Annotated in this window: 17 protein-coding genes, 1 tRNA gene, 1 other RNA gene and 1 pseudogene; 11 read left to right on the top strand and 9 right to left on the bottom strand. The window is 68.1% G+C overall.

Annotated features, from left to right (window positions below; all coding sequences use genetic code 11):
- The first annotated feature begins 38 nt into the window (after positions 1–38).
- From ON38_RS00980 to tgt, 4 genes are all read left to right on the top strand, one after another.
- The gene (locus tag ON38_RS00980; RefSeq protein WP_051164238.1) at positions 39–572 is read left to right on the top strand and encodes an RrF2 family transcriptional regulator; all 534 of its coding nucleotides are present in this window, start codon (positions 39–41) and stop codon (positions 570–572) included.
- Positions 566–2,299, top strand: coding sequence for an ABC transporter ATP-binding protein (locus tag ON38_RS00985; RefSeq protein WP_039821608.1), 1,734 nt, complete (start codon positions 566–568; stop codon positions 2,297–2,299). The genes ON38_RS00980 and ON38_RS00985 overlap by 7 nt, the downstream gene beginning before the upstream one ends.
- Complete coding sequence (locus ON38_RS00990) at positions 2,296–4,206, top strand: ABC transporter ATP-binding protein (protein WP_051164239.1); 1,911 nt, start codon at positions 2,296–2,298, stop codon at positions 4,204–4,206. The genes ON38_RS00985 and ON38_RS00990 overlap by 4 nt, the downstream gene beginning before the upstream one ends.
- A 92-nt stretch (positions 4,207–4,298) precedes the next feature.
- Positions 4,299–5,552 carry a tRNA guanosine(34) transglycosylase Tgt gene (gene tgt / locus ON38_RS00995; RefSeq protein ID WP_039821570.1) on the top strand — a complete coding sequence of 418 codons (1,254 nt, stop codon included), beginning with the start codon at positions 4,299–4,301 and terminating at the stop codon, positions 5,550–5,552.
- Between the two features lie 563 nt (positions 5,553–6,115).
- On the opposite strand, the gene ON38_RS01000 is transcribed toward tgt, so the two are convergent.
- Positions 6,116–6,889, bottom strand: coding sequence for a queuosine precursor transporter (locus tag ON38_RS01000; RefSeq protein WP_039821571.1), 774 nt, complete (start codon positions 6,887–6,889; stop codon positions 6,116–6,118).
- Between the two features lie 37 nt (positions 6,890–6,926).
- Between ON38_RS01000 and ON38_RS01005 the strand changes: the two genes are divergently transcribed.
- Positions 6,927–7,451: a DUF4190 domain-containing protein gene (locus ON38_RS01005; RefSeq protein WP_039821572.1), complete on the top strand. Its 525-nt coding sequence runs from the start codon at positions 6,927–6,929 to the stop codon at positions 7,449–7,451.
- A 12-nt stretch (positions 7,452–7,463) separates the two neighbouring features.
- Here ON38_RS01005 and ON38_RS01010 read toward each other — a convergent pair whose 3' ends face one another.
- From ON38_RS01010 to ON38_RS01020, 3 genes are read right to left on the bottom strand one after another with little or no spacing between them, the layout of a single operon-like run.
- A complete protein-coding gene (locus ON38_RS01010; RefSeq protein ID WP_039821574.1) occupies positions 7,464–8,195 on the bottom strand; it encodes an RDD family protein in 732 nt (243 codons plus the stop codon).
- Between the two features lie 46 nt (positions 8,196–8,241).
- Positions 8,242–9,171: a tRNA glutamyl-Q(34) synthetase GluQRS gene (gluQRS, locus tag ON38_RS01015; RefSeq protein ID WP_039821576.1), complete on the bottom strand. Its 930-nt coding sequence runs from the start codon at positions 9,169–9,171 to the stop codon at positions 8,242–8,244.
- Positions 9,168–9,719 (bottom strand): DUF309 domain-containing protein, encoded by a 552-nt coding sequence (locus tag ON38_RS01020; RefSeq protein ID WP_083872071.1) that lies wholly within the window; start codon positions 9,717–9,719, stop codon positions 9,168–9,170. The genes gluQRS and ON38_RS01020 overlap by 4 nt, the downstream gene beginning before the upstream one ends.
- A gap of 456 nt (positions 9,720–10,175) precedes the next feature.
- Between ON38_RS01020 and ON38_RS01025 the strand changes: the two genes are divergently transcribed.
- Together ON38_RS01025 and ON38_RS01030 are read left to right on the top strand one after the other, a co-directional pair.
- Positions 10,176–10,373 (top strand): DUF397 domain-containing protein, encoded by a 198-nt coding sequence (locus ON38_RS01025; RefSeq protein ID WP_030524268.1) that lies wholly within the window; start codon positions 10,176–10,178, stop codon positions 10,371–10,373.
- A gap of 109 nt (positions 10,374–10,482) precedes the next feature.
- Positions 10,483–11,826, top strand: coding sequence for a wax ester/triacylglycerol synthase domain-containing protein (locus tag ON38_RS01030; RefSeq protein WP_051164241.1), 1,344 nt, complete (start codon positions 10,483–10,485; stop codon positions 11,824–11,826).
- A gap of 12 nt (positions 11,827–11,838) precedes the next feature.
- Here the strand turns inward: ON38_RS01030 and ON38_RS01035 are convergent, their stop codons facing one another.
- Positions 11,839–12,576 carry a hypothetical protein gene (locus tag ON38_RS01035; protein ID WP_157181627.1) on the bottom strand — a complete coding sequence of 246 codons (738 nt, stop codon included), beginning with the start codon at positions 12,574–12,576 and terminating at the stop codon, positions 11,839–11,841.
- 145 nt (positions 12,577–12,721) lie between these two features.
- Between ON38_RS01035 and ON38_RS01040 the strand changes: the two genes are divergently transcribed.
- Positions 12,722–12,810, top strand: a tRNA-Ser gene (locus ON38_RS01040).
- 42 nt (positions 12,811–12,852) lie between these two features.
- Here ON38_RS01040 and ON38_RS01045 read toward each other — a convergent pair.
- A complete protein-coding gene (locus ON38_RS01045) occupies positions 12,853–13,974 on the bottom strand; it encodes a hypothetical protein (protein ID WP_157181628.1) in 1,122 nt (373 codons plus the stop codon).
- 144 nt (positions 13,975–14,118) lie between these two features.
- On the opposite strand from ON38_RS01045, the gene ffs reads away from it, so the two are divergent.
- Positions 14,119–14,213, top strand: an RNA gene (ffs, locus tag ON38_RS34595) — signal recognition particle sRNA small type.
- Between the two features lie 417 nt (positions 14,214–14,630).
- Positions 14,631–15,917 (top strand): aspartate aminotransferase type Ic, encoded by a 1,287-nt coding sequence (locus tag ON38_RS01050; RefSeq protein ID WP_039821580.1) that lies wholly within the window; start codon positions 14,631–14,633, stop codon positions 15,915–15,917.
- An 18-nt stretch (positions 15,918–15,935) separates the two neighbouring features.
- Here the strand turns inward: ON38_RS01050 and ON38_RS01055 are convergent, their stop codons facing one another.
- Entirely contained in the window at positions 15,936–16,742 is an 807-nt protein-coding gene (locus ON38_RS01055; protein ID WP_039821581.1) for a methyltransferase domain-containing protein, read from the bottom strand.
- Positions 16,743–16,866: 124 nt separating this feature from the next.
- Here ON38_RS01055 and ON38_RS01060 point away from each other — a divergent pair, with 124 nt between their 5' ends.
- On the top strand, positions 16,867–17,439 hold the full coding sequence (locus tag ON38_RS01060; RefSeq protein ID WP_039821582.1) for an HhH-GPD-type base excision DNA repair protein: 573 nt from the start codon (positions 16,867–16,869) through the stop codon (positions 17,437–17,439).
- A gap of 26 nt (positions 17,440–17,465) precedes the next feature.
- On the opposite strand, the gene ON38_RS01065 is transcribed toward ON38_RS01060, so the two are convergent.
- Together ON38_RS01065 and ON38_RS01070 are read right to left on the bottom strand one after the other, a co-directional pair.
- On the bottom strand, positions 17,466–18,170 hold the full coding sequence (locus ON38_RS01065; RefSeq protein WP_039821584.1) for an ESX secretion-associated protein EspG: 705 nt from the start codon (positions 18,168–18,170) through the stop codon (positions 17,466–17,468).
- A pseudogene (locus ON38_RS01070) lies at positions 18,170–18,527 on the bottom strand (hypothetical protein); the annotation flags it as partial. The gene ON38_RS01065 and the pseudogene ON38_RS01070, both read right to left, overlap by 1 nt.

Raw genomic sequence — 18,527 nt, forward strand, 5'->3', positions numbered from 1 at the left:
GTCATCGTGCCCCGGCACAGCGAAAGGTCAGGTCAGTCGTGCACATCACCGCCAAGGTGGATCATGCCGTGCGGACCCTGCTCGAGATCACGGCATCCGATCAGGCTGTCGCGGTGAAGGCGGAGTCCATCGCGGCGGCTCAGCGCATACCACCCAAAGTGCTCGAGAGCGTGCTGGCCGAATTGCGCCGGGCCGGGCTGGTGACCAGCCGCCGCGGCCCCGACGGGGGTTATCGGCTGGCCCGCCCGCCCGCCGATATCTCCATCGCCGATGTCATCCGTGCCCTCGAAGGCCCGCTCGCCTCCGTGCGCGGCCTGCGGCCCGAGGAAGTGCAGTACGCGGGCGTGGCCGAACCGCTGCGGCAGGTGTGGATCGCGCTGCGGGTGAACCTGCGCGCGGTGCTGGAGAACGTGAGCCTGGCAGATATCGCCGCGAACGGTCTGCCGGAGTTCATCGGCACGCTCACCGCCGACCCGGGCGCCTGGGTCCGCCGGGAGCCGCACCGCACCGACCCGCCGGAAATCACAGGGCGCCCCACCGGGGCAGACGGTAGCGTTCGGTCATCATGTTGATCCGACTGCTCCGTGGTTTCCTGGGCCCGTACCGGAAACAGTTGACCGGGATCGTGGTACTACAGCTGATCTCGGTGATCGCGATGCTGTACCTGCCGAGCTTGAACGCCGACCTCATCGACGAGGGGGTCACCAAGGGCGATATCGGCTACATCTGGACGGCCGGGCTGCGGATGCTGCTGGTCTCCGGGGTGCAGATCATCGCCTCCGCGTCCTCGGTCTTCCTGGCCGCGCAGGCGGCGATGAGCGCGGGCCGCGATCTGCGCGGCGCCCTGCTGCACCGGGTCGGCTCCTTCTCGGCCCGGGAGGTCGGCATGTACGGTGCCCCCTCGCTGATCACTCGCAACACCAACGATGTCCAGCAGGTCCAGTTGCTCATCGTCATGGCCGCCACCGTGGCGGTGATGGCGCCCATCATGTGCATCGGCGGCATCGTCATGGCGCTGCGCGAGGACTTCGGGTTGTCCTGGCTGCTGCTGATCGCGGTGCCGGCCCTGGCCCTGAGCATGGGATTCATCATCGCCCGCATGGTGCCGGCGTTCCGGCAGATGCAGGCCCGGCTCGACCAGGTCAACCGGGTGCTGCGCGAGCAGATCACCGGTATCCGTGTGGTCCGCGCCTTCGTCCGGGAGCCGCTCGAGACCTGGCGGTTCGGGGTGGCCAATACCGACCTCACCGATATCTCGCTGCGGGTGGGCCGGTTGATGGCGCTCATGTTCCCGACGGTCATGCTGATCAGCAATGTCACCTCGGTGGCGGTGATCTGGTTCGGCGGAAAGGCCATCGACGCGGGTGAGATGCAGATCGGCTCGCTGACCGCGCTGCTCTCCTACATCATGCAGATCCTGATGGCCGTCATGATGGCGTCCTTCCTGGCCATGATGGCCCCGCGCGCGGCCGTCTCGGCCGACCGGATCTCCGAGGTTCTCGACACCCCCTCCTCGGTGCGCTCGCCGGACCTGCCGAAACCCTTCCGGGGTGATCCCGCCGAGGTGCGGGTGCGCGATGCCGGGTTCAGCTTCCCCGGAGCCGACAAACCGGTGCTGTGCCGGATCGATTTCGAGGTGCGGCCCGGGGAGACCACGGCCATCGTCGGCTCCACCGGCTCCGGTAAGACCACCCTGCTCAATCTGATCCCGCGCCTCATGGACGTCACCGAGGGCTCGGTGGAGGTCGGCGGCACCGATGTGCGTGACCTCGACCTGGCCGAACTGCGGTCGCGGATCGGACTGGTCCCGCAGAAGGCGTACCTGTTCTCGGGGACGGTGGCGAGCAATCTGCGCTACGGCGATCCGGATGCCACCGACGAGGAACTGTGGCGCTGCCTGGAGATCGCCCAGGCAGCCGACTTCGTCCGGGCCATGCCCAAGGGCCTGGAGACACCGATCGCGCAGGGCGGGACGACGGTCTCGGGCGGGCAGCGGCAGCGGCTGGCCATCGCCCGGGCGCTGGTGCGCCGGCCCCGGGTGTATCTGTTCGACGATTCGTTCTCCGCGCTCGATGTGGCCACCGACGCGCGGCTGCGCGCGGCCCTGCGCCCGGCGACCGAGGACGCCGCGGTGATCATCGTGGCCCAGCGGATCGCCACCATTCGTGACGCCGACCGGATCGTCGTACTCGAGGACGGTGAGATGGCGGGGGTCGGGACGCACGAGGAACTGCTGCGCGATTGCGCGGAGTACCGCGAGATCGTCGAATCCCAGCTGAGTGTGGAGGAAGCCCGATGAGGCCGGGGATGCCGGCGGGAGCACCGGACGCCAAACCGAAATCGTTCAAACCCTCGCTGAAACGGCTGGTCCGGCGGCTCGCCCCCGAGCGGGTGCGGGTGGGCGTGATAATCGGGCTGGGCATCGTCTCGGTGGTGCTGAACATCGCCGGGCCGTACCTGCTCGGCAAGGCCACCAACCTGATCTTCGACGGCGTCGTCGGCCGGCAGTTGCCCGCGGGGGTGAGCAAAGAGCAGGCCATCGCCGGACTGCGGGCCCAGGGCCAGGACACCATGGCCGACATGCTGTCGGGGATGGACGTCGTCCCCGGTGTCGGCATCGACTTCGACGCGGTCGGGCGGGTGCTGACGCTCGTGCTCGCGCTCTACCTCGGCGCCGCGGTGTTCGGCTGGCTGCAGGCCTTCCTGCTCAACGACGCGATCAACCGCGTCATCAAACGGCTGCGCTCCGATGTCGAGGACAAGATCCACCGGCTGCCGCTGAGTTACTTCGACTCCGCGCCCCGCGGCGATGTGCTCAGCCGGGTAACCAACGATGTGGACAATGTCTCGCAGAGCCTGCAGCAGACCATGAGCCAGCTGCTGACCTCACTGCTCACGGTGATCGGCATTCTCGGGATGATGTTCTGGATCTCGTGGCTGCTGGCACTGGTCGCCCTGCTGACCGTGCCCGCGGTGGTCGTGGTGACCGCCCAGATCGCCAAACGCTCCAAACCGCATTTCGTGGACCAGTGGAAATACACCGGCCTGGTGAACGCCCAGGTGGAAGAGGCCTACACCGGGCACGAGGTGGTCACCGCGTTCGGCCGCAGCAAGCAGGTCGGCGCCGAGTTCGACGAGCGCAACGACCACCTCTTCAAGTCCAGTTTCCGGGCGCAGTTCATCTCCGGCCTGATCATGCCCTCGTCGATGTTCCTCGGGAACATCAACTACGTGCTGGTCGCGCTGATCGGCGGGCTGCGGGTCGCCTCGGGTCAGCTGTCGCTGGGCGAGGTGCAGGCGTTCATCCAGTACTCGCGCCAGTTCAGCCAGCCGCTCACCCAGATCGGCGCCATGGCCAACCTGCTGCAATCGGGGGTGGCCTCGGCGGAGCGGATCTTCGAGATCCTCGACGCCCCAGAACAGAGCCCGGACCCGGTCGAGAAGGTCGCCCGTCCGCCCGAGCGCGGCCGGGTGGAATTCGACGATGTCTCCTTCCGCTACCAACCGGACACTCCGATCATCGAGGACCTCTCGCTGGTCGCCGAACCGGGGCATGTGGTCGCGATTGTCGGCCCCACCGGCGCGGGCAAGACCACGCTGGTCAACCTGCTGCTGCGGTTCTACGAACTCGACTCCGGCGTGATCACCATCGACGGCGTCGATATCACCGCGCTGAGCCGGGAGCAGTTGCGCTCCCGGATCGGGATGGTGCTGCAGGACACCTGGCTGTTCAAGGGGACCATCCGGGAGAACATCGCCTACGGCGATCCCACCGCGAGCGACGACGAAATCCTCGCCGCCGCCCGCGCGGCCTACGTGGACCGGTTCGTGCACGCCCTGCCGGACGGGTACGACACCGTCATCGACGAAGAGGGCACGGGTGTGAGCGCCGGTGAGAAACAGCTCATCACCATCGCGCGGGCCTTCCTGTCCAAACCGGCCATCCTGGTGCTGGACGAAGCCACGAGTTCGGTCGATACGCGGACCGAACTGCTGGTGCAGCAGGCCACCGCGGAACTGCGGCGCGACCGGACCAGCTTCGTGATCGCGCACCGCCTGTCCACCATCCGCGACGCCGACCTGATCGTGGTGATGGAGGCGGGCCGGATCGTGGAGACCGGGGCGCACGACGATCTGCTGGCGAGGCAGGGGGCGTACTACCGGCTCTACAACGCCCAGTTCGCGGCGGCCGCGGTCGAGGCCTGACCCCGGCGTGAGGCCGGGTCGGGGCCGGAGGAGGTAGCGCAGCGTGACCACGCAGGGCCCTCGCTCATGTCCGTCGGGTACTGCCTGAGAGGATGTCGGCCGTGTCGGATGGCGTCGGATTCTCGTTCAGTGTCGGTACCCGCCTCGAGGGGCGGCACGGCCGCACCGGGGTGCTGCGTACCCCGCACGGCACCGTCGCGACCCCGGCATTCGTACCGGTCGGCACCAAGGCGACCGTGAAGGCGGTCCTGCCGGAGGCGATGAAGGAGCTCGGGGCGCAGGCACTCCTGGCCAACGCCTACCACCTGTACCTGCAGCCCGGCCCGGATATCGTCGACGCGGCCGGCGGCCTGGGCGCCTTCATGAATTGGCCGGGCCCCACCTTCACCGACAGCGGCGGTTTCCAAGTGATGTCGCTGGGGGTGGGGTTCAAGAAGGTTTTGGCCATGGAGACCGTCGATGTGCGCAGCGACGACGTCATCGCCAAGGGCAAGGAACGCCTGGCGACCGTGGACGACGACGGAGTGACCTTCCGGTCGCATCTGAACGGGTCGAAGCACCGTTTCACCCCCGAAGTGTCGATGGGGATCCAGCATCAGTTGGGTGCGGACATCATGTTCGCCTTCGACGAGCTCACCACCTTGATGAACACCCGCGGGTATCAGGAGAAATCCGTGCGGCGCACGCACGACTGGGCGCAACGGTGCATCGATGAACACGAGCGGCTCACCGCCGAGCGCACACACCGGCCCTATCAGGCACTGTTCGCGGTCGTGCAGGGGGCGCAGTACGAAGACCTGCGGCGCAAGGCTTCCCGGGAACTGGCCGAGATCCGCGGCGCCGCGGGAACCGGTTTCGACGGATACGGGATCGGCGGAGCGCTGGAGAAGCACAATCTCGGCACCATCGTCGGCTGGTGCTGCGACGAACTACCCGAGGACAAGCCCCGCCATATGCTGGGGATCAGCGAACCGGAGGATATGTTCGCCGCCATCGAGGCCGGAGCGGACACCTTCGACTGTGTGAACCCGTCCCGGGTGGGCCGCAACGGCGGGATCTATGTGGAAGCGGGCCGGTTCAATATCGACACGCTCCGCTTCAAACGGGATTTCACCCCCATCGACGAGACCTGCGACTGCTACACCTGCGCGAATTACACCCGCGCCTATATCCACCACCTGTTCAAGGCCAAGGAAATGCTGGCCTCCACGCTGTGCACGATCCACAACGAACGCTTCACCATCCGCCTCGTGGACCGTATCCGGGCCAGTATCGACGGCGGCTACTTCGACGAGTACCGCGCCGAAGCACTCGGCCGCTGGCAGGGCCGCATCACCGCACCGTAATATTTGCGCGCCTCCGGCGCGCGGGTCGGGGCCCTGTGACCCCGATTCTTCCCTCCTCCGCTCGGTCGCTGCGCTCCCTCGCTCCGTCGGTCCAGAATCGGGGGCGGGCCCCGACCATGGGGGTGGACCATCCGGAATAGACGGAAGGTGGAGGTTGTCGTGCGCCTGGACCGGCCTGGGGAGGTTCACAACCATTGTCAGTGCCGCTCTCTGGACCGACTGCACGCGCTCGGTCGCTGCGCTCCTTCGCTCTGTCGCTCCAGAATCGGGGGCGGGCCCCGACCACTGAGGTAGACCATCCGGAATAGGCAGAAGGTGCATGCGGTCGTGCGCTTCGATCGGCCTGGGCAGGTTCACGTCACTGTCTGTGCTCAATGGTCGCCGATCTCTGGACGGCCGACTGCACACGCTCCGTCGGTCCGGGGTCGGGGCGGGCTCCGACCACGGATGCCGACCATCCGGAGTAGGCGAAGGGTGGGTGCGGGGCGTGCCGGAGGGTGGTCGCCGAGTGCGGACCGGAGTGTGTTGTGCCCGGTGCGATGGCCGGGCACAACAGGTCCGGGTCAGGAGCGTAGCGGGGCGGTGTCGCTCGGGGCGTAGGTCGGTTCGTGTTTCTTCAGTAGTGCGATCACCTGATAGGTCACCGGCAGTACCAGCACCTCGCAGAGGGTTTTCCACAGGAACCCGATGATCACGTAGTTGACGAACTGCCCCCAGCTGTCGATACCGATGGCCGTGGCGGCGATCGAACAGAAGATCAGCGTATCGGCGAGTTCGCCGACCACCGTCGAGCCGATCAGCCGCGCCCACAGATGTTTCTCCCGGGTCCGTTCCTTGATCAGTACCAGTGTCGCGGAGTTGAGCAGCTGACCGACCACATAACCGGCCAGACCGGCCGCAACCAGTTGCGGGGTGGTGCCGATGACGCTACGGAACGCATCCTGGTTCTCGTAGAACACCGCGGCGGGGAGTTGGATCGCCACGGCGAAGCAGATAACAGTCAGCAGCAGCGCGGCGAAACCATAGAAGACGGCGTGCCGGGTGGCGCGGAATCCGTAGACCTCGCTGAGCACGTCACCGAGGATGTAGGCGAGGGGGAACAGGAAGAACGCGGCATCGGTGGTGATCGGCAGGATCTCCAGAGGTCCGAGGGTCAGCGAACTGCCGGAGAAGAACTGCACCCCCTTGGTCGCGCAGATATTGGAGATGATGAGTGTTGCGGTGAACAGTACGACGATCGGTGTGTAGTACCCCCGCGCCACCTGTGCGTGGGCCGCATGTGCGGGCGCGGGGTGCCCAGACTTGTCGGGTAAGGGGGTTTTGTTCGAATCTTCCACCCGACCATCCAATCAAACTCTCGAATAGGCTGTAGTCATGACGAACCCCGGTGAATCCGACGAGTGGTGGAAGCAGTACGGGGGGTCGGGCGTCTCGTCGGACCCGGCAGCCGGGCAGCATCCGTCCGGACCTTCCAGTTATCCGTCGGCACCGCAGTACCCGTCCACCCCGGCCGCGGCCCCCACACCGCCGCCCGGACAACCGTCGTACGCGACCCCGCCGCCCGCGGCCCCCTACCCCGGGACGCCGCCCTATTCGCCCTACGGCGCGGCGGGGGCCGCCTATCCGGCGGGCTACCAGCCCTACGGTTATCCGGCCACCCGCGGTACCAACGGCCTGGCGATCGCCTCGCTCGTCACCTCGCTGGCCGGGTTCGCGACCTGCGGTGCCACGTCGATCGTCGGGATCATCCTCGGTGTGATCTCGCTCAACCAGATCCGCGACAGCGGCCAGGAAGGACGCGGAATGGCGCTCGCCGGCATCTGGATCGGGGTCGGCCTGATCGCCCTGGGCCTCATCTGGTTCGTGGTGATGATCGTCGCGAGCGCCGCCGGCGCGTGACCCGGCGGGTACTCAGGCCGCGACGACCTGGGTACCGCCCGCGAATTTGTCGTTCCAGCCCCGGCGGTTGGGGTCCTTGTCGAGGGTGGCGGCCGTGTAGAGCATGAGCGCGGCCCCGGCCACCCAACCCACACAGGGCACGATCAGCACCGCCAGGAAGATATTGCGTTTCAGCGAGAGCAGCGGCGGGACGGTGGGCGCCCCGTCCGGCGCGACGACTTTGAGTCCCAGGATCTTCTTGCCCAGGGTGGCGCCGGTCTTCCACTCCATGAGCACGTAGTACACGAGGGTGACCGCGAAGATGATCGCGTAGCTGACCGCCGGTCCGGTGAAACCGGTCAGGTTCGGCATGAGAACGAAGTTCAGCAGCAGGGCCAGCGGTAGCGCGATGATGAGATTGTCGATCAGGCGGGCCGCGAACCGCGGCCACAGGTTGCCGGGAACGCCGAACGCGGGCTGGTGGTGCCCGTACTGCTGTCCGCCGTACTGTGCTTCGGGAAATACCGTCTGCTCGTAGCGGGGAGCGGGCTGGGCCGGCGGAGCGGGTGGGGCCTGCTGACCGTAGGGCTGTGGCTGTCCGGGTGGCGGGTTGTAGTGCGGCGGATGGGGAGCGTAGGGGTCCGGTTGTGGCGCATACCGGCCCGGCTGGGGAGCGTACTGCCCGGGCTGCGGGTACTGCGGGGGTTGCCCGTAGGGCTGCCCGGCCTGGGGGTGGTTGCTGGGGTCGTACCCGCCACTGGTCATCTCGCCTGCCTGAACTCGAAATCCGAAGACCTGGTCGCAGGCCAGGTTACGGACAGCGGCCCGCGACCACCAAGCTGTCGGGGTCGAGCACCCAGGGGTCGCGGGGGAGCCGGCCCGGGTCGAAACCGGGGAGCAGTTCGGCCGCGCTGTTGCCCGTCAGGCCGAGGGAGCCGGCCAGCATGCCCACCACTCGCTCGACGGTTTCCCCGCGCGCGAGCCGATCGGCCAGGGTGACCGCACCGTCGCGTTTGGCCAGCCGCTTGCCCTCGGTGTTGAGCACCAGCGGCACATGCGCGTACTCGGGTACCGGCAGTTCGAGCAGCGTGGCGAGATAGGCCTGCCGTGGTGTGGACGGGAGCAGATCGTCACCGCGCACCACCTGGTCCACGCCGTGCTCGGCATCGTCGACCACGACGGTGAGGTTGTAGGCCGGTATTCCGTCACCGCGCCGCAGCACCAGATCGTCCACCGGGCCCCGGTACCGGCCGTGCAGGCGATCGGTGATCTCGAATTCCCTACGGGCCGAACGCAGCCGCAACGCGGCGGGGCGACCGTCCGCGCGACGCTGCGCGCGTTCGGCGGGGGAGAGGTCACGGCAGGTGCCGGGGTAGGCGCCGAGCGGCCCGTGGGGTGCGGTGGCGGCCTGCTGGATTTCCCTTCGGGTGCAGAAGCATTCGTAGGTCAGTCCGGCGGAGGTGAGCCGGTCCACGGCGGCGGCGTAGTGGTCGAGACGGTCGGACTGGTGGGTCACCGGACCATCCCAATCGATGCCGATGGCCCGCAGGTCGGCGAGCTGGCGTTCCTCGGCGCCGGGCCGTACCCGGTCCAGATCGTCGACCCGTAGCACGAACCCGCGGCCGGTGCCGCGGGCGAAGAGCCAGGCCAGCAGGGCGGTGCGCAGGTTGCCCAGATGCAGATCCCCCGACGGACTGGGCGCGTACCGGCCCGCGGGTGTGGTGGATGTAATCGAGGTCATGGCAGGCCTCGGCGCAGCCGGGGCATCAGGTCGGACCGGTCGCCGTCCGGTGCCGCCGGACGCTCGTGTTCCACGGTGGCGCCGTCGCTTTCCGGAGTGGCCGCGAGCTCGATCAGCAGGGCTTCGGCGTGGGCGATGAGGCCCGGGCCGTCGAGGTCGTAGGGGAGTTCTCCCGCCGGGTACCCGGCGCCGGCCGGATCGAAGGCGCGGAGCCGTCCGACAGCGCGTTCGAGCAGCGTACGCGCGCCTTTGGCATTCCCCCGCTGGATATGGGTGAGGCCGACCGCGTACTGCGCGAGGCCCTGCCACAGCATGCGTTCCGCGTCCGGGCCGTTCTTCCAGACCGATTCCAGTACTTCGTGCGCATTGAAGGCCAATCCCTGATCCAGCAGGTGCTGGGCGTAGTCGAGGGCTTCGGCGGGCGCGAGGTCCAGATCGTCGGGTATCCGCGGGACGCCGGGACTTCCCGGCGGTAGCGGGCGCCCCAGTCGGTCGCGGGGGCGGGCGTTGGTGGCTCGTCCCTGTTCGTCTCGATCGCGTTCGGGCATGCCGCCATCATCCCGCCGGGGCTCGATGGCCGATGCGGTAGGGGTATTGACAAATGATAATCGCCGGATCACATAACAATCACTTTCGGCTATTAGTGGGCTGCCTCCCGTTTATTTTGAAGCAAAGTCATCCTTATAAGTCTGCAATTACGCAGCAATACGGCATCTTAGCAGTGTTGCCAAACGTATTGGCCCAGTTGGCAAGAGAGCGGCAAACCCGGTGTGAACCTGCTAGTGTTCGAGGTGCGGGGCGCCCTCACATGGGGTTTTGGTCACCGCGTCAGGTGTGTTCGCGGAAGTGCGGGTCCGATACTGGCAAACCGGATATTTACTCGCTATCTGCGCGTGCATCCGTGTATTCGGCGGTATCCGCCGGATACCAGCTAGTCAGGAACTATGCAGGAATCGAATATCATTATCGACGCAGCGAAGGAGTGCAGTGCCGTGAAGGTGGATATGACGGGTGCTGTGTGGCGGAAGAGTACATACAGCGGCCCGGACGGGAACTGCGTGGAGGTGGCATTTCTCGTAGACGGCAACGTGGCGGTCCGTGATACGAAGGATCACGGCAGCGGGCCGGTGCTGGCCTTCGCGCCGGGCGAGTGGGCCGAATTCCTGTCCGGAGTATCGGCAGCGGACTTCCGCGGCGCCTGACGGTTTTTCCGATATCAGGCAGAACGGCCCCGGACCCGATGGGCCCGGGGCCTTTGCGTGCGCGGACCGCGGATGGGTCCGGCTCGGCGGCATCCATTAAGGTCGGCCGGTGATCCCGCTGGCACCCCCGGACGCGACCATGTACTGGCTGTCCCGGCGCACTCGCAACGACCAGTTCCTCCTCTACTGTTTTGCCGAATCCACCTGGGAGAACGCGCGATTGCGCGATGCGATCGCGCGGCGATCCGCCGCGATCCCCGAACTGCGGGTGAGGCTGCAGCCGGACCCCACCGGCCTGTCCTACCCCGTGTGGGTTCCCGCCGAACCCGATCCGGCCCAGCTCGTGACGCACCGGCTCGACCGGCCGCATTGGTCCGACCTGCTCGCGTCCCTGGGGCGGCTACTGGAGACCGGAGTCGATGCCGCCGAACACCCCTGGCGGCTGCACATCTTTCGCGGTATCCGTGAGAGCCCGGCGCCGGATCCGGCGGTGACCGTGGTGGTGCTGCAGATATCGCACGCCCTGGTCGACGGCCGAGGCGCGTCGCGGATCGCCCGTGCCCTGTTCACCGACGAACCCCGTCCCGCCGCCACGCCCGGCCCGCGCCCCCTGCCGCGTTCCCGGATCGCGGCGCGTGCGGGGCGTGCGGGGCTGGCCCTGCCGCTGGATATCGCACGGACGCTGCGGCGCGGACTCGCTGCCGGCCGGGCCCGGACCGAGCTCGCGGAACTCACCGCGGGCGGGCGTGTGCCGCCGGCCGCACCCGGCTATCCGCCGGGAGCGCTCAATGTGCCGGGCGAGGTCACCGGCCATACGGTGCGGATGCTGGTCTGCCGGGCGGCGGATATGCGGCTGCCGGGCCGCAGCGTCACCGTGGTGGGCCTGACGGCCATATCGCTTGCGCTCCAGCGGTATCTGCGTGAGCGTGGTGCGGCGGTCACTGCCCTGGGCGCTCAGGTGCCGATGGCGACACCGCCCCGGCCCGGGGTCCGCAACAACTACCGCAGCCTCGGCGTGGACCTGGCGATCGGCGAGGAGGAGCCGCGGCGGCGTGCCGCGGCGATCGCCGCGGACCTGGCCGCCCGGCGGGAACGGGCCGTCCATCCGCTGCTCGACGCACAGGACGCGGTGACCGCGGTACTACCGCCGCTGCTGCTACGGCGCGATGTGCGGAACTATCCGATCGATATCGTGCCGGAGTGGATCACCGGCCACACTGTCGTCTCCAGCGTCGACCGCGGCCCGGCCGATCTGCGTTTGGGTGCGGCCCCGGTCCGCTTCACCGCCGGTTTCCCCGCGCTCGGCACGGTGATGCATCTCACGCACGGTATTCACGGCATGGGCGACACCGTCACCCTCTCGCTGCACGCCGATCCGGTGGTCGTGCCGGACCTCGACAGCTACGCCGAACTCCTGCGGGCGGCCGTGCGGGACGTGGGTCGCGCGGGTTGAGGGGCCGAGCGCTCAGTTCGGTTCGATATCCAGTTCTTCGCGGGTGGCGCCGATGAGCTCGCGCTCGGCCGCCCGGACCTCGCCGAGCAACTGGTTCTTGTGGTCGCGTGCCGCGCGGATCTCCTCGGCGGGGGCGTCCTGGAGTTTCTTGCGCTGAAGGGTGAGCGCGGCCAGCAGCGCGTCGGAGAGGGTATCGGCCAGCCGGCGCCACTGCTTGTAGTGCTGGTCCGAGCCGACCAGCCGCAGCACATTCGCGCGTTCCGAGCCGTCCTCCAGATCATGGATCAGATCGCCGATGAGCTCGTCGGTCCACTCCTCGTCCCGCCGCAGCGCCTGGCAGAGCCGACCGGACATGCTCAACGTATCGGCTATCGCGGCGACCACGGTGCCGCGGCGCCAATTCTCACCGGCCTGTCCGAGCGCCACCGCGTGCGCGGACTCGACCTGGTGATGAGCGGCGTCGAGCTGCAGCCGAGTCGTGTCGACCTGGCGTTTGGCGCTGTCGTTCTGTTGCTGGGCGGCAGCGGCCAGGGTGCGCTGGGCGCGCTCGTCGGCGGCGGCGATCGCATCCCGGTTCGTCCGGTTGTTGACCAGTACCGCGATCACCGCCACGCCGCCGAGGACGAGCGAACCGAGCAGCGGCAGCCACGACTGCCACCAAGCCGGGGAACTCTGAACGACTTCGATCACCTGGGGATCCACGGCGCCCATCATGGCACCGTCGACGCGAGCGGGCGCGACGGCCGTCACAATTGGGTGCTGAGCGCGGCAAACTACTGGATATCTTGCCGGGTAACAGGATTCGTGCTATGAGACCGGTTCGCGCGTGGTGGCCCGGACCGGGTATGAGCGGGCGTTTTCACGATGCGACGGGGTGGCAGGTATGCTGCTCGGCGGAGGATTCGCCTAGTGGCCTATGGCGCTCGCCTGGAACGCGGGTTGGGTTAACAGCCCTCGCGGGTTCGAATCCCGCATCCTCCGCCACCGAATCCGCCGGTAGCAGCCTCGCTACCGGCGGATTCGCGTTTAGTTGCGCAGCTCGTCGAGCACTTTGCGGACCTGGTCGGTGCAGATCCGGTCCACGGTCGACCGATCCACCACACCGTCGTAGGTGATGTAGATGTTGACCTTGACCGAGACATTGCTGTCCTTCGCGGCGACCGTGTAGTCCAGGGTCTGGAACGACGAGTAGTCGTTGATCTGAGCCGAGTAGTAGGCGTCCTCGCCCAGCCCGGTCACCGCCCCGGAGGAGTAATCCGTGCCGGTGGTGGCGGTATCGGACTCCTTCCAGTCGTCGTAGCCGTACGAGCCGTATTCGCTGTCGAACGTGACGTCGAGGGCGAGCCGGGCGCTGTTGGAGTCGGTGCCCTCATTGCTGACCTGGCAGTTCAGCGAGCCGCCGCCATAGCTGGCCGGGGCGTCCTCCTGATGGGTGGTCTCGTCGCGGTTGGCGGCCCACTGGTCGAGCACGGAGGCGTCGACGAGGTCACAGGCGTTGGTGACGTTCTCCATGCCGTAGTCACCGTCGGTCCCCTCGGACCCCGAGTCGGAGTTCACCAGGGCGATACCCCCGACCCCGCAGATCAGCAGGATCACGAACAGCACCACACCGACCACGATCAGGGCGGTGTTGTTCTTCGACCGCGAACGGGCGGCCGCCGCGGCTCCGTATCCGGTGGGGCTTCCGAACGCCGACGGACCGGACTGCCACCCGGGGCCGGGGGCGGGATACTGCGGCTGCCCACCGGCATACTGCTGACCGCTCGAACCGCTCGGATACTGCTGTTGCCCGCCCGCGAACTGCTGCTGTCCACTCGGATGCTGCGGGCTGCCGGAATATTGCTGCTGCTGGCCACTCGAGTACGGCTGTTGTCCACTCGAGTACGGCTGTTGTCCGCTCGAGTACGGCTGTTGTCCGCTCGAGTAAGGCTGTTGCCCGCTCGGGTACTGCTGTTGCCCGCTCGAGTACGGTGGCGCCGCGTGCGGATTCTGATCGCTGGGGAACTGTGCGGCGGCGTTCGGGTTCACCATCGTCGCATCCGCGCCCGGTGCGTTGCCCGGTCCCGGTTCACCGGCCCCACCACCCGGTGTCTCCCACCACTTCGTCTGCTCCGCGCGTTCGTGCTCCGGCGGATTCTCCTTGGTCATCCTCGCCATCCCCTCGTGTGGTGAGGGAAGATCCCCCGCCGACTCAGGAGAATGGTAGCGAGCACGGGGCCTGCTCGTACCCGGCCCGGTGCGCGCGGTTGCGCCCCCTGCGGCGCGCTGTCGCGGGTAGCCGCTACACTGGCCGACGGATCCCGCGCGGCGCGCATCCTGTGAACTCCCCCAGGGCCGGAAGGCAGCAAGGGTCAACGGGCTCTGCCGGGTGCGCGGGGTCCCCTTATTTCGGGTTGTGTGCCTCGACCGGCCCGGCGGGCCCGACACCGCTCCGAGCGCTGGATGGTCCCCGGCTTCCGGAGGCCGACCACGCGCTCACTCGCTTCGAAACCAGGGCGAGCCGACCCGCAGGGTCCGACCATCGGCAGAGGGCGGTGCGAACACGCACGAAAGACCTGGATGGGCCCACGCCACCGTGGTGCTCGACGACCGCCGATCCATGGATGGCCGACCGCGCATGGCACCTCGGCGCTCACGCCGAATTCTCTCCGGATCATCCGGCTCCGGCCCTGTCCTGCCGGTAGGTGCAGAATCCCAACACCTCCCGGCGGCGGCGGTGGCCCGGGTAACGTGGCTCGGGGCGGCCCGACCGACGGCTGTCCGCACGAGCACACCGCACCAGGTAGTTGGAAAGGCTGTCCACGATGCCCCGGCAAACGCAGATCGGTTTGATGAGTCCTGAGGAACTCGCCGCCGAGCACGAACTCCAGTCCGCGAACTACGCGACACTGCAGGCTGCTCAGCTGACCCTCGATCTGACCCGGGGTAAGCCCTCGCCGGAACAACTCGCCCTGTCCTCGGCGCTGCTGTCGCTGCCCGGCGACGGTGATTTCCGCGACGGCACCGGTACCGACTGCCGCAATTACGGTGGCCTGCACGGGCTTCCGGAGCTACGGGCCATTTTCGGCGAGCTACTCGGTATCGGCGTCGACAATCTGATCGCGGGCAACAACGCGAGCCTGGAGTTGATGCACGACACCATCGTCTTCGCGACCCTGTTCGGGCTCCCCGATTCGCCGCGGCGGTGGGCCGATGAGCCCACCGTGAAATTCCTGTGTCCCAGCCCCGGTTACGACCGGCATTTCGCGATCACCGAATCGCTGGGCTTCGAGATGATCCCCGTGCCGATGCGGCACAACGGGCCCGACACCCGGGTCATCGCCGAACTGCTGGCCGACGATCCGCAGATCAAGGGCCTGTGGGCGGTGCCGAACTATTCGAACCCGACCGGTGTCGTCTTCTCCGAAGAGGTGACGCGCGAACTCGTTTCGATGCCCGCCGCGGCCCCGGACTTCCGGTTGTTCTGGGACAACGCCTACGCGGTCCACCCGCTGACCGATACCGCGGCACCGGTGCTGGATGTGCTGTCGCTGGCCGCGGCGGCCGGAAATCCGCACCGGCCGCTGGTTTTCGCCTCGACCTCCAAGATCACCTTCGCCGGCGCCGGTGTCAGCTTCTTCGGCGCCTCGACGGAGAACCTGAACTGGTACCTGAGCCACGCCGGAAAGAAGAGCATCGGCCCGGACAAGATCAATCAGCTGCGCCACCTGCGCTTCTTCACCGACGCCGCCGGCGTACGGGCGCATATGCAGAAGCATCGCGCCATCCTGGCCCCCAAGTTCGCCCTCGTCCTGCGAATCCTCGAGGAGCGGCTGGGCGCCTCGAAGGTCGCGTCCTGGACCGAGCCGAAGGGCGGCTACTTCATCAGCCTCGATGTCCTCGAGGGCACCGCGGCGCGGGTGATCGAACTGGCGAAGAACGCCGGAATCGCCCTGACCGCGGCGGGTTCGGCCTTCCCGTACAAGAAGGACGCCGAGGACAAGAACATCCGGATCGCCCCCAGCTTCCCGGCGCTGCCGGAGCTCGAGCAGGCCATGGACGGCCTGGCGACCTGCGTGCTGCTGGCAGCGACCGAGAAACTGCTGAAGTAGGAGTCGGAAGGCCCGGGGTCAGGAGGGTTTGCGGACGTGCACGGCGAACATGGTCACCGAGAGGTGGATATCACCGGCCGCCGCGCCCCGGGCCAGATCGGCGAGTAGTTTCTCGCGTTCGGACTCGGTGATCACGCGCCGGGCCACCGCCATGGCAGAGATCCGGCTGACCAGCGCGCCGGCCCCGACCGAACGGTCCTGGATCAGCGCCTGCGAGCCGGTGCTCTCCACCTCCAGACCGGCCGCGGTCAGCAGACCCGCCAGCCTGCGGCCCGAGTAGGGATTGGTCGTGGCCGAGATGAGAGTGTCGACGACCTCGCGGACCACGCGATGGTCGCCGGGGTGCACGATGGCCGACCCCCAGTCGGCGTCCATCACCACGGCCCGGCCACCGGGGCGCAGAACCCGGGCGATTTCGCGGGCGGCCCGGGCAGGTGCGGTCAGATGCTGGAACACGCGCTCGCACAGCACGGCGTCGAAGGCGCCGGAGCCGAAGGGGATGCCGTAGGCGTCGCCGGAATGGAAGGTGGCCGACGAACGTGCCTCGGCGGCGCGTGCGACGGCCGCGGCGAGCAGATTCGGATCGGGTTCCACACCCGCCGCCGAACCGGTGGGCCCCACGGCGTCGGCGAAGGTGATCACCTCCGATCCGGTACCGGAGCCGATATCGACCGCGTGCTCACCCGGTTGCAGCGCCAGGACCTCGTGTGCCCAGTCGCGTAGCCGGGTGAGTCCCGGAAGGGTGGCCTGTAGATCGCGGATATCGACCAGTTGATCCTGGCCCGCGGCATCGAAACGGTCGGGGCGTAACCCGAAACTGTCCATGGGTCCGTGTCCATCCAGTGTGGTGGGTGGCTTTGTCGCCGTGTCTGGCATGGGGGCGAGCCTAGCGGAGAACGGCGCGGCGTCCGTGGGATCATCGCTGGTAGTCCAGAGTGAGGAGCAGGGCATGGCCAAGTTGTGTCTGGCGCAGGAACCCGAGGCCGACGAGCTGCTCTCGGAGAGTTCGCTGGCGTTGCTGATCGGGATGCTCCTGGACCAGCAGTACCCACTGGAGCACGCTTTCCGGGGCCCCAAGAAGATCGCCGACCGGATGGGCGGACTGGATATCCACGCGATCGCCACCGCGGACCAGGCAGAGTTCGAGGAGCTGGCCGCGACGCCGCCCGCCATCCACCGGTACGGCCGGTCCATGGCCCGGCGGATCCAGGACCTCGCCCGCTACGTGATCGAACACTACGACGGGGATGTGGCCGCGATCTGGACCGCCGGCGACCCCGACGGCAAAGAAGTACTGAAGCGGTTGAAGGCGCTGCCCGGATACGGCGACCAGAAGGCCCGGATTTTCCTGGCGCTGCTCGGTAAGCAGTTGGGAGTCCGCCCCGCCGGGTGGGAAGCGGCTGCCGGGGACTACTCCGAGCCGGATTCGCGGCGGTCGGCGGCCGATATCGTCGACGGGGAGACCCTGCTGGAGGTGCGCGCCTTCAAAAAGCAGATGAAGGCGGCCGCCAAACAGAAGTAACCGACCGTCTTCGGCGCCGGGGCGGGTCAGCGTATCCGCGCCAGACGGATGAGTTCGGCGGCCAGCTCGGATTCGCCGACCGGGGTGAGCGCCAGATGGCTGCCCGCGGCCAGCAGGTAGCGGCCGTCGCCGGTGAAATCCAGCCAGGTGCGGTGCACCGGCGGCGGCGACATCGGGTCCTCCGGGGCCACGGCCACCGTGAGGAACCCCCGCGCGTCGATGGGGCGGTGCAGGATCTCGCGCAGCTGTTCGGCCCGGCCCGGCTGCGGCCGGGCGGGGTCCGGGCAGAGCACGGCCTCCCGTGGTTCCCGCATGGCCGGAAGGGTTCCGGGTCCGGCCGGCCCGAGCGCGGTGGCGAGATGCTTACCGATATTCCGGGCGTGACAGGCCGTGACGCTCACCTGCCCCGAATGCGCGCGGATCACCGCGCCCCAGTTCCCGAAGGCGACGGCGAGCGCGAGAATCGGATCGGGGCGGCGCCGGTCGCCCTCGAATTCGTCGCCGAAAACGGTCACCCTGGTGACATCGGTGCGGGCGAGAAAGCGCAGCGTACCGGTGAGATCGGCATCGCCGTTGGGCGGAAACCGGCAGTCCAGCGCAAGCGCTGCCCGCGCGCTCTCGGTGGTGACGGTGGCGCGGGGAGCCAGGTCTATGGGGTGGGGTCGCCGGTCGAGCCCGGTCTCGGTCTGCCAGATATGACCGAACTCGTCCGGCGTGAACGCCCAATCCATCAGCGGTTCCCGCCACCCGGCCGGGTTCTGTCCGGGTCCTCGGTCCCGGTGTACTCACCGAAGACCGGCGGGACGGTGGGCGGGGTGGCGGTCAGCTGTTCGTTCGGCGCGTGCAGATAGTCCGGGCTGCTGCGTTCGCGATCCGGTGCGCGCGAGGGCACCGGGCCGGGAGCGGCCGGCAGCGGGAATCCGCTCGGTCGCACCATCCGGGACAGATGTTCGGATCGCTCCGTCACCGCCGGGTCTGCCCCGGTGCCCGCGGGACCGGGTGATTCCCGTGCCGCTTCGGTGGTCGGGCGTGCCGGGACCGACCTGGCGATCTGTTCGAACTGACCGGTTCGCTGGGCGGGTGCACCG

Source organism: Nocardia testacea NBRC 100365 (assembly GCF_000308775.1).
Lineage (GTDB): Bacteria > Actinomycetota > Actinomycetes > Mycobacteriales > Mycobacteriaceae > Nocardia > Nocardia testacea.

What these genes read in the sequence shown, in the direction of transcription:
- ON38_RS00985 (WP_039821608.1), top strand. Translation starts at nt 566, where the DNA reads ATGTTGATCCGACTGCTCCGTGGTTTCCTGGGCCCGTACCGGAAACAG.
- ON38_RS00990 (WP_051164239.1), top strand. Translation starts at nt 2,296, where the DNA reads ATGAGGCCGGGGATGCCGGCGGGAGCACCGGACGCCAAACCGAAATCG.
- tgt (WP_039821570.1), top strand. Translation starts at nt 4,299, where the DNA reads ATGTCGGCCGTGTCGGATGGCGTCGGATTCTCGTTCAGTGTCGGTACC.
- ON38_RS01005 (WP_039821572.1), top strand. Translation starts at nt 6,927, where the DNA reads ATGACGAACCCCGGTGAATCCGACGAGTGGTGGAAGCAGTACGGGGGG.
- ON38_RS01010 (WP_039821574.1), bottom strand. Translation starts at nt 8,195, where the DNA reads ATGACCAGTGGCGGGTACGACCCCAGCAACCACCCCCAGGCCGGGCAG.
- gluQRS (WP_039821576.1), bottom strand. Translation starts at nt 9,171, where the DNA reads ATGACCTCGATTACATCCACCACACCCGCGGGCCGGTACGCGCCCAGT.
- ON38_RS01020 (WP_083872071.1), bottom strand. Translation starts at nt 9,719, where the DNA reads ATGCCCGAACGCGATCGAGACGAACAGGGACGAGCCACCAACGCCCGC.
- ON38_RS01025 (WP_030524268.1), top strand. Translation starts at nt 10,176, where the DNA reads ATGACGGGTGCTGTGTGGCGGAAGAGTACATACAGCGGCCCGGACGGG.
- ON38_RS01045 (WP_157181628.1), bottom strand. Translation starts at nt 13,974, where the DNA reads ATGACCAAGGAGAATCCGCCGGAGCACGAACGCGCGGAGCAGACGAAG.
- ON38_RS01050 (WP_039821580.1), top strand. Translation starts at nt 14,631, where the DNA reads ATGCCCCGGCAAACGCAGATCGGTTTGATGAGTCCTGAGGAACTCGCC.
- ON38_RS01055 (WP_039821581.1), bottom strand. Translation starts at nt 16,742, where the DNA reads ATGGACAGTTTCGGGTTACGCCCCGACCGTTTCGATGCCGCGGGCCAG.
- ON38_RS01060 (WP_039821582.1), top strand. Translation starts at nt 16,867, where the DNA reads ATGGCCAAGTTGTGTCTGGCGCAGGAACCCGAGGCCGACGAGCTGCTC.
- ON38_RS01065 (WP_039821584.1), bottom strand. Translation starts at nt 18,170, where the DNA reads ATGGATTGGGCGTTCACGCCGGACGAGTTCGGTCATATCTGGCAGACC.